The organism is Paractinoplanes maris, from assembly GCF_023544465.1.
GTDB classification, from domain to species: Bacteria; Actinomycetota; Actinomycetes; order Mycobacteriales; family Micromonosporaceae; genus Actinoplanes; species Actinoplanes maris.
The window spans coordinates 109,173-121,208 of the sequence record NZ_JALPVL010000009.1 but is presented as its reverse complement, the minus strand read 5'-3'; the positions used below and the strand labels follow the sequence as shown (position 1 = coordinate 121,208).

Below are 12,036 nucleotides of genomic sequence, written 5' to 3'. Positions count from 1 at the left end.
GCATACCCCGCCCCGGAGATCCCATTCGGCCGTCCGGCGGGATCACCGGCGGCGCGACCGCACAGCGGCGGCCGTCGCGCCGGCCACGACCGCCAGCCCGGCCGCCGCGGCGCGCGCCCGAAGGCGCTGGGGCCGTCCCCAGCCACCGCGGCCACTCACCGGAGCGGGCCGGACGTCGAACAACGCACCGTCGGACGGCCCGGACGGTTCACCCGCCGACCGGAAGTACCAGCCGCCCAGGCGGGCCGCGGCCCGGCCCACGGTGGCCGGAGCGATCGCGTACGCCGCGGAGAGAACGTGCTGGCTGCCCACCCGGCGGGACCGTCGCGGACGGCCGGCGAGCGCGACTATCGCCCGGGCCACCCGTTCGGGCGACACCACCGGCGGGACGGGTCGCAGCGTACGCCCGGTGTAGTTGCCCGATCGGGTCGCTGTCGGCGTATCGGTGAAGGCCGGATAGACCCCGCACACCGCGATGCGCGAGTGCGACGCCAGCTCGGCCCGCAACGCGTCGGTCAGCGCCGCGACACCGAACTTCGCCGCGCTGTAACTCGCCGCCCACGGGCTCGGCAGGCGACCGCCGATCGACACCACGTTGATGATCACCCCGGTTCCGCCCCGGGCCAGGAAGTGCGGCACGACCGCGTGCGCGCCGTTGAGTGCGCCGAGCAGATCGACCGCGATCAGCTGCTGGTGGGTGGCCAGCGGGATGTCCTCGAACGCGCCCCACAGACTCGTCCCGGCGTTGTTGACCCACACGTCGACCTGCCCGAAGGCGGCGACCGCCTCGTCGACCACGGCCCGCATCCGGGCGCCGTCGGTGACGTCACCGGCGACGGCCAGCGGGCGACCGCCGAGGGCCGCACACCGGTCGGCCGCCTCGGCCAGCCGGTCCGCCTCCCGGGCGACGAGCACGACGTTGTCGCCCCGGCGCGCGAACGCCTCGGCCGTACACAGCCCGATGCCGCTCGACGCGCCGGTGACCACCACAGTCCGTCGCATGTCAGATCCCTCCGCTGAGCAGAGCGGGTGCCCGCCGCCGATCCGTCCGGCGTTGTGGCCGCCCGGCACGACATCGGCACCCGCGCGGGCGAAGGACACCGCACCGCGCCGCCCGGTGCCGTTCCCGCCTGCGGTGATGATGGCCTGGCGGGGCCTCACCGGGCCGGCGCGACGACCGCACCAGCACCCTGACCATCCGGTGGACGCCGGTCGCCGGGCTCGGGCCGGGCAGCAGATCGGCGGCGCCGAGAAGCTTCATGGCCTCGGCCGCGGCCACGCTGATCGCCCGCAGCCGCAGCGCCACCCGCAGGTTGACGGCGATCCGGTGGACCACGACGAGGGCGCCCGCCGCGGCCGGGTCGAGCAGCGTCAAGCCCGCCAGGTCGAGGTCGACGGCGGTCACGTCCCCCCGGTTCAGCACGGCCGTGACGGCGCTCCGCACGGTCGCTGCATCATGCATGAACAATTGACCGCGAACGACGACGTCCACGGTCCCGGATCCTTCTGCCTCGATCTCCAGCACGTCAGGTCACCGGCTGCCCTTTCTTGTACCCAAGCCCGCCGAGCAGCCGCCTACCCGTGAGGACAACGATGTAACGGCTGTCACCCGGCGGTGGTCAGGTTGTCCCCCCGGTGCCAGCCTCCCTGGTGAGATTCCGGGAATCGGGGGTAGCCAGCGTTGTCCGGCCGACGTGATCAGCGGAAGGTGCCTACCGTGAAACTCGACTTCCTGCGTCCCCTGTTCGACCGCCCGGGATCGTGGGTGTCCGTCTACCTCGACGCGACCCGGGCCGGCGAGAACGCCGACCACGAGGTCGCCCTGCGCTGGCGCGGCCTGCGCGAACAGCTGGCCGGGCAGGGCGCCGACGCCGCGACCCTCGACGCCGTGGAGAGCGCCGTGCAGGATCATCCGACCGAGCCCGGACGGTACGGGCTGGCCGTCTTCGCCACGGCCGGTGACGTCGCCCTGACGCAGACGCTGTCCGCTCCCCCGCCGGCCGACATGGCCTATTTCGAACCGCTGCCGCACGTGATGCCCCTGCTCGAACAGCGCAGCGCCGAGGTGGCGTACGTGCGGGTGCTGGCCGACCGGACCGGCGCCGACCTCGACGCCCTCTCGGTCGGTGGCGCTCCCCGGCATCGCGAGGTGGCCGGCAGCGCCACCTTCCCGATCCGCAAGGTGCACGTGGGCGGCTGGTCGCACCGTCACTACCTACAGGCCGTCGAGGAGTCCTGGAAGCGCAACGCGGGCGACGTGGCAGCCGCGGCGGCCGACCTGGCCGAGTCCGTCGGCGCCGAGGTCATCGTGGTCGGCGGCGACGTCCGCGCCGTCCAGACGCTGGTCGGACGGCTGCCGAAACGCTGGCAGGACCGGGTGGTCGCGACCGACGCCGGCTCCCGGCACGCCGGCGCCGACGAGTCGGCGCTGGACGACGTGACCATCCAGGCCGTCGCGGAGGCCGGCGACCGGCACGTCCGCGAGATCCTGGACCGCTACGAGGCACAGCGGGGTGACGGCACCGCGAGCACCGGGCTGGTCGACGTGGTGACCCGGCTGCAGCGCGGCCAGGCCGACACCGTGCTGCTGGTCGACGACCAGTCGTCCACCGACCAGCTCTGGATCGCCCCGGACGACCCGACGCTCGTCTCGGTGGACGACCACGTGCTGCGCGAGGCGGGCGTGGACGACCCGCGGAAGGTCCGCGCCGACGCCGCGCTGGTCCGCGCCATCGCCGGCACCGGAGCCGAACTGGTCCTGATCGTCCCCGGCGAGGCCCCGCTCGAGCACGGCATCGGCGCGGTCCTGAGGTACGCGGACGCGAGCACCGCGGCAAGCTGAGCCGCGGCCCTGAGGTACGCGGACGCGAGCACCGCGGCGAGCTGAGCCGCGGCCCGACGAGAACCGGAGGCGAACGATGAGCGAGCAACCGTGGGGCGTGGACGAGAACAACCCCCTCGACGAGGGCAGTGAGCCCACCGCGGTCGGCACCGGCGACATCGCCGAGCGCAAGGCGGCCCAGGATCCGACGGCCCAGGACGGCACCGACATCCGGACCAAGGACAAGCCCTTGGCGTACGACCCGGACCAGGAGCACGAACCGCAGGCCGGGGAACAGGGCGGCCAGCCCAATCTGTCGCCCGATCCCGCGGTCGCGGGGCGGCGCAGCAACTTCGGGCAGGGTTCCACCGACGACAGCCCCGGCACCCCGTCCGGCCTCTGATCGATCGCGGCCCGGCGGCCGGTGCCTCAGCCGCCGGGCGTACGGTCCGACGACCTCGCCGCCGTGGCCGCCTCGCGGACCGTTGCCGCCAGCGCGCCCGCGATGACGGCGTAGCCGGCGCTGGACGGGTGGAACCGGTCGGCGCTGAACAGGCCGGGATCGACGGCGAAGCCCGCCGAGGAGGCCATCCCGAAGTCGGCGACCCGAGCCCCCTGAGCGAGAACTGCCCGGCTCTGCGCGTCGTGCAGCAGCTGGCTGCCGGCCCGCACGACCGCCCGCATCTGCGGCGGCACCCAGGGCACCACGCTGAGGTCGGGTGCGGGGGCGACCACCACCTCGGTGCCGGTCGCCCGCAGGCGCCGGACAGCCTCGGCGAGCTGAGCCGCGGCCTGCTCCGGCGGCACGAAGCGGGTCAGGTCGTTCGCGCCGATGATGATCAGTGCGAGCTGCGGGCGCCAGGCGAGCCCCCGCTCGATCTGGGCTCGCAGGTCGCGGCTCTGAGCTCCGGGTACGGCGAAGACCCGTACCTCGTTGGGCAGGTCATGGGCAGTCAGATCGGCCGAGAGTCGCTGCGCCACCGTGTCGGCGGTGGCGGAGGCACCCTGGCCGTAGGCGATCGAGTCGCCGAAGACCGCGAACTTGAGTGTCACGTCAGGTTCAACTCCTTTCCTCCGGGTCACTTCCCGCCGACGGCAGGATCACACCGGCCAGACGCGGATAACCGAGCCGGCCGAAGTCGCGGCGTTCCAGGTCGCGCCGCGGCACGACGACGATCTCGGCCGCCGTCGGCTCGTAGAACCAGGCGCCCGCGTCGTCGTGGCGCAGCAGCAGCACGTAGTGCCGGGGAACGACGTCGCCGATCAGCACCGGCACCGGGAGGCCCCGGTTCGCCGCGGTCAGCGCCTGCCGCAGGACGGCCCGGTCGGCGCCCGGGACCGGCAGCGCCGGCCGCCACCGGTATCGGCTGCCCAGTGCGGCCGGGTCGCGGCTGAGCCGCGTGCTGAGCCCCCAGGGCGGCGTGCCGGCGAGCTGCGGCCACAGCACGTCGGTGTCGTCGTGGATCTGTTGCTCCTCCCCCGCCAATCGTTGCCGGAAGCGCTCTTCGGACTCCTCCACGGTGTCCGGCTGCCCGCCGGTGGTCAGATAGAGCGCATAGAGCGGATCCACGTACATCCGAGCGGCCAGCACAGCGGTGGGACCGCACGTGGTGTCGTTGTACTGGCCGATCCGGCTGCCGCGGAACTGCACGGCGCCGGCGCCCATGGCGTCGATCGGCCGCAGGCGGCTCCGTAGCCAATACGGGGAACGCCCCTTGACGGTGGCCGCGAACGACCCGATCTCGGCGACCGAGTGCCCGGCGGCGAACGCCGCGGCGAGATAGCCCTGTACGGCGGGCGAGGCCGCGGCCAGCACGGTGTCGAGGCGGTCCCGCCCGGCGGTGGGGAGCCGGTCGCGCAACGCGGCCGCCCGGTCGACCTGGGCGGCGCTGAGGATGCCGGGCTGCCGGGCGACGACGCCGAGATATCCGGCCACCGTGCGCGCCGGGGAGGCGAGGACCGGGGACGGGCTCTCCCGTCCGGCGACCGGCGATCCGGCGCCCGACAGCACGGTCAGCAGAAGCAGCAGCACTGCCGTGACGGATGGAGGCTGTTCCTCTTGCGACCAACGCATTCTGAGGCCTACCCGCCTCCCCGGCGCTATCACCACGACGGAGGGCACACCGCCGATTCGGCATGACGGGGCGCGCACGGGGTATCCGGCGCGACTGAACCCGAGAGGCGGCTGACGGATGCGGACAGGCATGGCGGAGTCCTGGTGGATGCACTCGGCGGGGGCGACCTCCTACCCCGCGCTCGAGGCCGACCTGGACGTCGAGGTGGCGGTGATCGGCGGTGGGATCGCCGGGCTGGCCACGGCGTGGGAGCTCACCGAGGCGGGCAGCCGGGTGGTGGTGCTGGAGGCCGGCCGGATCGCCGCCGGGGTCACCGGGCACACCACGGCGAAGCTGTCGGCCCTGCACACCCGGATCTACTCGCGCGTGCGGGAGTCCTTCGGGCCGCGGTTCGCCCGCTGGTACGCCGAATCTCAGCTCCAGGCCGTCGAACGGGTCGCCGACGTGACGGCCCGGCTGGGCATCGACGCCGATTTCGAGCGCGTGCCCGCGTACACCTGGACCGAGACCCCGGACGGCGTGGCCGAGTTCCGGGCCGAGGCCGAGGCGGCCGCCGAGGCCGGGCTGCCGGCCTCGTTCGTGTCCACGACCGGTCTGCCGTTCGCCGTCGCCGGCGCGGTCCGGGTCGAGAACCAGGCGCAGTTCCACCCCCGTAAATACCTGCTGGCGCTGGCCGAGGACCTGAGCCGGCGCGGTGGCCGGATCTTCGAGCGGACCCGGGTGACCGGGCTCAACGAGGGCCACCCGTGCACGATCACCACTGAGGGCGGGCACACGGTCCGGGCCCGGCACGTGGTGGTCGCGACCCACTACCCCGTCTTCGACCGGGCGCTGCTGTTCACCCGCCTCGAAGCGCGCCGCGAACTGGTGGTGGCGGCCCCGATCGAGGCGGACCGCGACCCGGGCGGCATCTATCTCACCCCGGAGAGCAACACCCGGTCGGTGCGCACGGCTCCCTACCGCGACGGGCAGCGCCTGCTGATCGTCACCGGCGAGCACTTCACCCCCGGCACCGGCGACGTCGCCCAGCACTGGGAACGGCTGGAAGGCTGGACCCGGGAACGGTTCCCCGGCACCGAGATCGCCTTCCGCTGGGCCGCCCAGGACAACACCACCACCGACGGGGTGCCGTTCGTCGGGCCGTTCCATCCCGGCACCGACAACGTCCACGTCGCCACGGGGTTCGGCGGCTGGGGCATGAGCTCGGGCATCATGGCCGGCCGCCTGCTGGCCGCACTCATCGCCGGCGACGAGCCGCCCTGGGCCGGCCTCTACGACCCGCGCCGGCTCAGCCTGGCCCGGGAGACGGGCCCGCTGCTCAAGCTTCAGGCCAAGGTCGCCGGCCACTTCGTCGGCGACCGCCTGCGGCCGGCCGGCACCGAATCGGTCGACGACATCGCGGCCGGCACGGGCGCCGTCGTCCGGGTGGACGGCGAGCACCGCGCGGTCTACCGCGACCCGGCGGGCGACCTGCATGCCGTCTCGGCCCGCTGCACCCACCTGAGCTGCCTCGTGCGGTTCAACGAGGCCGAGACGGCCTGGGAGTGCCCCTGCCACGGCTCCCGGTTCACCGTCGACGGCGCGGTCCTGCAGGGGCCGGCCAACCGGCCCCTGCCGCCGCTCACTTAGGCGAGGCTTTTCCGGCCGGCCACGTCCAGTCCGCCACCTCGGGCAGATCGACGCCGTGGTCGCGGGTCCACATGCGAGCCGCGAGCCGGGTGTCGACCATGTCCTGACGCAGGCCGGCGGCGCGGGCGCCGAGGCCCGGCACGCGGTCGATGACGTCCATGACCAGGCGGTAGCGGTCGAGGTCGTTGAGCATGACCATGTCGAACGGTGTCGTGGTGGTGCCCCGCTCCTTGTAACCGCGCACGTGCAGGCCGGCATGGTTGGCGCGCCGGTAGGTGAGGCGGTGGATCAGCCAGGGATAGCCGTGGAACGCGAAGATCACCGGCCGGTCGGCGGTGAACAGGGTGTCGAACTCGCGGTCGGGCAACCCGTGCGGGTGCTCGGTCTCCGGCTGCAACCGCATCAGGTCGACCACGTTGATCACCCGGACGCGCAGGTCGGGCAGCCGCTCGCGGAGGATCGACGCGGCGGCGAGGGTCTCCAGGGTGGGCACGTCGCCGGCGCAGGCCAGGACGACGTCGGGCAGTCCACCGGGCTCGTCGTTGATGCCGGCCCACTGCCAGATGCCGAGTCCGCGGGCACAGTGCACGGCCGCCTCGTCGACCGTCAGCCAGTCCGGCTGCGGCTGTTTCCCGGCGACCACGACGTTGACGTAGTGCCGCGAGCGCAGGCAATGGTCGTACGTCGAAAGAAGGGTGTTGCCGTCCGGCGGAAGATAGACCCGGACGATGCTCGGGTTCTTGTTCATCACCACGTCGAGGAAGCCCGGGTCCTGATGGGTGAAGCCGTTGTGGTCCTGGCGCCAGACGTGCGACGACAACAGATAGTTCAGGCTTGCGATCGGACGCCGCCACGGCACGTCGGCGCTGGCCTGCAGCCACTTGGCGTGCTGGTTGAACATCGAGTCAACAATGTGGATGAACGCCTCGTAACAGGTGAACAGCCCGTGCCGGCCGGTGAGCAGATAGCCCTCGAGCAGGCCCTGGCACATGTGCTCGGAGAGCATCTCGACGACCCGGCCGCGCGGGCCCATCTTCTCGTCGAACTGCCCGATCTCGGCCTGCCAGTCGCGTTCGGTCACCTCGAGGATGTCCTGGAGCCGGTTGGAGGCCAGCTCGTCCGGCGCGAAGGTCAGGAAGTTCGTCCGGTTGGCGTCGACCACATCGCGCAACCAGCCGCCGAGCACCCGGGTGGCCTCGTGGTGCTCGCGGCCCGGCGCGGGCACCTCGACGCCGTAGTCGCGCCAGTCCGGCAACCGCAGGTCCCGCAGGACGCTGCCGCCGTTGGCCACCGGGTTCGCACTCATCCGCCGGTCACCGGACGGGACCATCCGCACCAGGTCCGCGACCGGGCGCCCGGCGTCGTCGAACAACTCCTCGGGCCGGTAGGAGCGCATCCACTCCTCGAGAACCCGCCGGTGGGTGTCGTCGGTGCGCGCGGCCGGCAGGGGCACCTGATGGGCCCGGAACGTGCCCTCGACCTGCAGACCGTCGACGATCGGCGGGCAGGTCCAGCCCTTCGGTGTCCGCAGGATGATCATCGGCCAGGCCGGCCGGGAGCTTTCGTCACCTGTGCGGGCGGCGCGCTGGATCTCCTCGATCCGGCCCAGGCATGTGTCCAGCGCGGCCGCCAGCTGCTGATGGACGTCGGCCGGATCATCACCGGAGACCAGATATGGCGTGTAGCCGTAACCGCGCATCAGCTCCAGCAGCTCCGGCTCCGGGATGCGGGCCAGCAGCGTGGGATTGGCGATCTTGTATTGGTTCAGCGCCAGGATCGGCACCACCGCCCCGTCGCGTACCGGGTTGATGAACTTGTTGCCGTGCCAGCTCGTCGCCAACGGCCCGGTCTCGGCCTCGCCGTCGCCGATCACGCAGAAGGCGGTCAGCTCCGGGTTGTCGAGCACGGCACCGTACGCGTGCATCAGCGAATAGCCGAGCTCGCCTCCCTCATGGAAGCTGCCCGGCGTCTCCGGCGCGCAGTGGCTGGGCACCCCACCCGGGTACGAGAACTGCGCGAAGAACGCCGCCATGCCCTCCTCGTCGCGCGGGATGTGGCTGTAGAGCTCGGAATACGTCCCCTCCAGCCAGGCGCAGGCATTCGGACCGGGACCACCGTGACCCGGCCCGGCGATGAAGACGGCACTCAGGTCGCGCGCGGTGATCTGACGGTTCGCATGGGCCCAGATCAAATTCAGACCGGGTACGGTGCCGAAGTGGCCGAGCAGGCGCGGTTTGACATGCTCGGGGGTCAGCGGTTCGCGCAGCAGCGGATTGGACCGCAGATAGATCTGGCCGACGGCCAGGTAATTGGCCGCCCGCCACCAGGCGTCGACCACTTCCAGCTCGCGGCGGTCGAGTGGACCGGGAGCGTCACCCAGGACGTACGGGGTGGGAGCGATCGACTCGCCACCGCCCGAGCCCTCGTTGTCGGCTGACGTATCCCCACCCATGCTTGCCAACTGCTGCGTCACGCGGCCCCTCCCCGGCACAACCCGGCCGGACGGTTCCGGCCAGGACGCGAGTGCCACCCGGGCCGACATCTAAACCGGCGACACCACGCGGCCATCAGCCGATCCCGTCCACAGCCACACCCCATTGCCACCGCGCGGACCTCGGGCTCAGCCGCAAACGATCGCATGGTCGGCAACGGAGTGGGTAGCCGTCGGCTCCGACGTCGAAATGGGGGCAACCGTGGACCGGACGACGACCGCGCCCATCGGGGAGAACGACGAGCGCCGAGTGATGACCGAGGGCGTGCACGACTTCCTCGCCAGACATCGCGATGCCCTCGTCGAGGAGCTGAGCGGGTGGATCCGGCTGCGGTCGGTGGCCGGCCTGCCGGAGCGCGTCCCCGACGTGCGCAGATCGGCCAACTGGCTGGCCGGCACGCTGCGCGACGCCGGATTCCCATCGGTCGAGGTGTGGGACACCGAGGGCGGTCCGGCGGTGTACGCGCAGTGGTGCGAGGCACCCGGCGCGCCGACGGTGCTGGTCTACAGCCACCACGACGTGCGCGCGGCGAAGGACGACAACTGGGACCAGTGCCCACCGTTCGAGCCGGTGGTGCGCGACGGTACCTCTACGGCCGCGGCGCTTCCGACCCGCAGCATCGGCGGCGAGGCCGGCTACACCGTCCTCGAGCGGCTCTGGACCCGCCCGGCGCTCGAGGTGATCAGCGTGATCGCCGGAGACCCGATCGGCGCCGGCCGAGCCGCGATCCCCTCGGTCGCGGCAGCCGACCTCAGCATCCGCATCGTGGCCGGCCAACACGCCCGGACTGTCGGCGAACAACTGCGCCGGTGGGTCGCCGACACGATCAGCGACCGCTTCGACTACCAGCTCACCGTGGCCGAGGAGACCGGGCAGGAGCCCTACCGCACGCCGGATGACCTCCCGGCCGTCGAGGTCCTCGCCCAAGCCATGCGGGAAGGATTCCGACGACCGGTGGGACGGATGGGCAATGCCGGCGGCGGCCCGGCCCAGCTGCTGACCGACGTCGTCGGCGCACCGGTGCTGTTCTTCGGCACCGGTCTGCCGGAGGACCACTGGCACGACAGCGACGAACGCGCGTCGATCGACGTGCTGCTCGCCGGCGCGGCCACTCTTGCCCTCTTTTGGGATCGTCTTATCCAGGTTTAACCCACTTTGACATGGGCAGCCACGCGACCCGACGGCGCGGTGAGGGCGGCGCCTCCACACGATCGGCTCATCTCATGGTCACTTCGTATCCGGTCGCGGCCACCGGCCGCGACACCACCGACCAGCATCACCTCACTCTCGGCGTGGAAGAGGAGTTCCTGCTCCTGGACCCGGACACCGGCCGCAACGCCCCCGTGGCCGACGACGTCATCGCGGTCCTGCCTTCCGTGGTACGCCGGCAAAGCCGGCTGGAACTGCGGCGCAGCATGGTCGAGATGGTCACCTCCGTCTGCACCGACCTGGGACAGCTGCGCGAACAGCTCATCCGCCACCGCCGGATGGCCGGGGCAGCCGCCGCCACCACGGGAGCGCGCCTGGTGGCGGTCGGCGCCACTCCGGTCGACGAGCCGCAGTGCGATGTGCCGGACCAGCCGCGCTATCGCGACATCGTGCGGCGCTACGGTCCGGTGGCGCTGGATCCGGCGCTGTGCGGCTGCCACGTGCACGTCGGCGTGCCCGACCGGGACCTCGCGGTGCGGGTGTGCGATCGGCTGCGGGTGTGGTTGCCGGTCGTGCAGGCGCTGACCGCGAACTCGCCGTTCTCCGCCGGCACCGATACCGGGCACGCGAGCTGGCGGTCGGTCCAGCTGACCCGGTGGCCCGGGGTCGGTCCGACGCCGTCCTTCGCCTCCGCGGACGACTACGACGCCACGGTGGCCGCGCTGGTCACCACCGGCGTGATGATCGACGACGCGATGGTCTACTGGTATGCCCGGCCGTCCGCGACGTATCCGACGGTGGAGGTCCGCGTCGGTGACGTCTGCCCGACCGCCGACGACACCGTTCTGGTCGCGGCCCTGATCCGGGCGCTGGTCGCCACCATGATCGACGACGAGCGGGCCGGGGCACCGGTCGAATCCGTCCGCGACTGTGTGCTCTCGGCCGCGCACTGGCGCGCCGCCCACGAGGGCCTCGACGGCACCCTCGTTGATCTGCGGCTCGGCGGGGTGTTGCGCCCGGCGTGGGAGATGGTCGACGAACTGGTCGCCACCGTCAGCCCGGCTCTGCTGCGACACGGCGACATCGAACTGGTCGTGGCGCAACTGGCCCGGCTGCGCGCGCAGGGAACGGGCGCGGCGCGGCAGCGGCGGATCCACGCCCGTACCCAAGACATCAACGCCGTCCTGGCCGACCTGGCCCGGCAGACCATCGAACAGTGAGGTACTCCCCATGGCTGACCATTCACGCGTGCCGGTGCTGGAGGCGTTGCGGGAGTTCCGGCGCCGCGGTGACACGGTGTTCGAGCCAGCGGGGCACAAACAGGGCCGTGGCGCCGATCCCCGGGTGATCGACATTGTGGGCGCCGGCGTGTTCGCCTCGGATGTGCTGTCGCTGAACGGCCTCGACGACCGCCGCCAGTCCCAAGGGGTATTGGAGCGGCTCTGATCATCAGTGGGTGCACAACTCGATCCCCTCCGCCTGACCATCGACGTCCGGGGACTGGGGATCAGCGGCTATCAGGCCGCCGAATGGCTGCGCGCGGTGAGCCACGTCGACATGGGCTCAGCCGACCAGTGCCATCTGGGCGGCCAGGTCAGCTACGCCGACGACGACGACACCGAGCAGCGGCTCGTCGAAAGCCTGCGCCGGCTGGTCGACGAACGCGGCAGCATCGAGTCGCAGCCGCAGGCCGACCTGCCGGAACCGCGGACGCTGGAGCTGGAGAACGTCATGCTGCCCGGCGACGCGTTCTTCGGCCGCACCGAACAGGTGCCGACGGACCAGGCGACCGGGCGGATCGCCGCCGACCCCACCATGAAATCGGTCCGCGTCGTCGCCGAGTGAGCCGGCATCCGCTCGTCATCGAGAG

The 12,036-nt window shown here is 72.2% G+C and carries 12 protein-coding genes; 7 read left to right on the top strand and 5 right to left on the bottom strand.

Features of this window, described 5'->3' with window-relative positions; genetic code table 11:
- Window positions 1-42: 42 nt before the first annotated feature.
- A complete protein-coding gene (locus NAG42_RS26000; protein WP_250033802.1) occupies window positions 43-1,002 on the bottom strand; it encodes an SDR family NAD(P)-dependent oxidoreductase in 960 nt (319 codons plus the stop codon).
- Between the two features lies 1 nt (window position 1,003).
- Window positions 1,004-1,492, bottom strand: a complete 489-nt coding sequence (locus NAG42_RS25995) for an STAS domain-containing protein (RefSeq protein ID WP_369077115.1) — start codon at window positions 1,490-1,492, stop codon at window positions 1,004-1,006.
- A 225-nt stretch (window positions 1,493-1,717) separates the two neighbouring features.
- Here NAG42_RS25995 and NAG42_RS25990 point away from each other — a divergent pair, with 225 nt between their 5' ends.
- Both NAG42_RS25990 and NAG42_RS25985 read left to right on the top strand, forming a co-directional pair.
- Complete coding sequence (locus tag NAG42_RS25990) at window positions 1,718-2,842, top strand: baeRF2 domain-containing protein (protein ID WP_250033795.1); 1,125 nt, start codon at window positions 1,718-1,720, stop codon at window positions 2,840-2,842.
- Between the two features lie 76 nt (window positions 2,843-2,918).
- Window positions 2,919-3,224, top strand: coding sequence for a hypothetical protein (locus NAG42_RS25985; protein WP_250033793.1), 306 nt, complete (start codon window positions 2,919-2,921; stop codon window positions 3,222-3,224).
- Window positions 3,225-3,250: 26 nt separating this feature from the next.
- Here NAG42_RS25985 and NAG42_RS25980 read toward each other — a convergent pair whose 3' ends face one another.
- Both NAG42_RS25980 and NAG42_RS25975 read right to left on the bottom strand, forming a co-directional pair.
- Window positions 3,251-3,874 (bottom strand): SGNH/GDSL hydrolase family protein, encoded by a 624-nt coding sequence (locus tag NAG42_RS25980; protein ID WP_250033790.1) that lies wholly within the window; start codon window positions 3,872-3,874, stop codon window positions 3,251-3,253.
- Between the two features lie 7 nt (window positions 3,875-3,881).
- Window positions 3,882-4,853 carry a hypothetical protein gene (locus tag NAG42_RS25975; RefSeq protein ID WP_250033788.1) on the bottom strand — a complete coding sequence of 324 codons (972 nt, stop codon included), beginning with the start codon at window positions 4,851-4,853 and terminating at the stop codon, window positions 3,882-3,884.
- A gap of 172 nt (window positions 4,854-5,025) precedes the next feature.
- Here NAG42_RS25975 and NAG42_RS25970 point away from each other — a divergent pair, with 172 nt between their 5' ends.
- Window positions 5,026-6,525 (top strand): FAD-dependent oxidoreductase, encoded by a 1,500-nt coding sequence (locus tag NAG42_RS25970; RefSeq protein WP_250033786.1) that lies wholly within the window; start codon window positions 5,026-5,028, stop codon window positions 6,523-6,525.
- Here NAG42_RS25970 and NAG42_RS25965 read toward each other — a convergent pair.
- Window positions 6,518-8,998 (bottom strand): phosphoketolase family protein, encoded by a 2,481-nt coding sequence (locus tag NAG42_RS25965; protein ID WP_250033783.1) that lies wholly within the window; start codon window positions 8,996-8,998, stop codon window positions 6,518-6,520. The genes NAG42_RS25970 and NAG42_RS25965 overlap by 8 nt on opposite strands.
- 220 nt (window positions 8,999-9,218) lie before the next feature.
- Between NAG42_RS25965 and NAG42_RS25960 the strand changes: the two genes are divergently transcribed.
- From NAG42_RS25960 to NAG42_RS25945, 4 genes are all read left to right on the top strand, one after another.
- Complete coding sequence (locus tag NAG42_RS25960; RefSeq protein ID WP_250033780.1) at window positions 9,219-10,166, top strand: M20/M25/M40 family metallo-hydrolase; 948 nt, start codon at window positions 9,219-9,221, stop codon at window positions 10,164-10,166.
- Between the two features lie 74 nt (window positions 10,167-10,240).
- Window positions 10,241-11,386: a carboxylate-amine ligase gene (locus NAG42_RS25955; RefSeq protein ID WP_250033777.1), complete on the top strand. Its 1,146-nt coding sequence runs from the start codon at window positions 10,241-10,243 to the stop codon at window positions 11,384-11,386.
- A gap of 28 nt (window positions 11,387-11,414) precedes the next feature.
- On the top strand, window positions 11,415-11,612 hold the full coding sequence (locus NAG42_RS25950; protein WP_250033774.1) for a hypothetical protein: 198 nt from the start codon (window positions 11,415-11,417) through the stop codon (window positions 11,610-11,612).
- A gap of 6 nt (window positions 11,613-11,618) precedes the next feature.
- A complete protein-coding gene (locus NAG42_RS25945; RefSeq protein WP_250033771.1) occupies window positions 11,619-12,011 on the top strand; it encodes an aminotransferase class I/II-fold pyridoxal phosphate-dependent enzyme in 393 nt (130 codons plus the stop codon).
- Window positions 12,012-12,036: the final 25 nt, after the last annotated feature.

Bases quoted from the DNA above. Each gene is read 5' to 3' on its own strand.
- NAG42_RS26000 (WP_250033802.1), bottom strand. From the start codon at position 1,002: ATGCGACGGACTGTGGTGGTCACCGGCGCGTCGAGCGGCATCGGGCTG.
- NAG42_RS25985 (WP_250033793.1), top strand. From the start codon at position 2,919: ATGAGCGAGCAACCGTGGGGCGTGGACGAGAACAACCCCCTCGACGAG.
- NAG42_RS25970 (WP_250033786.1), top strand. From the start codon at position 5,026: ATGGCGGAGTCCTGGTGGATGCACTCGGCGGGGGCGACCTCCTACCCC.
- NAG42_RS25955 (WP_250033777.1), top strand. From the start codon at position 10,241: ATGGTCACTTCGTATCCGGTCGCGGCCACCGGCCGCGACACCACCGAC.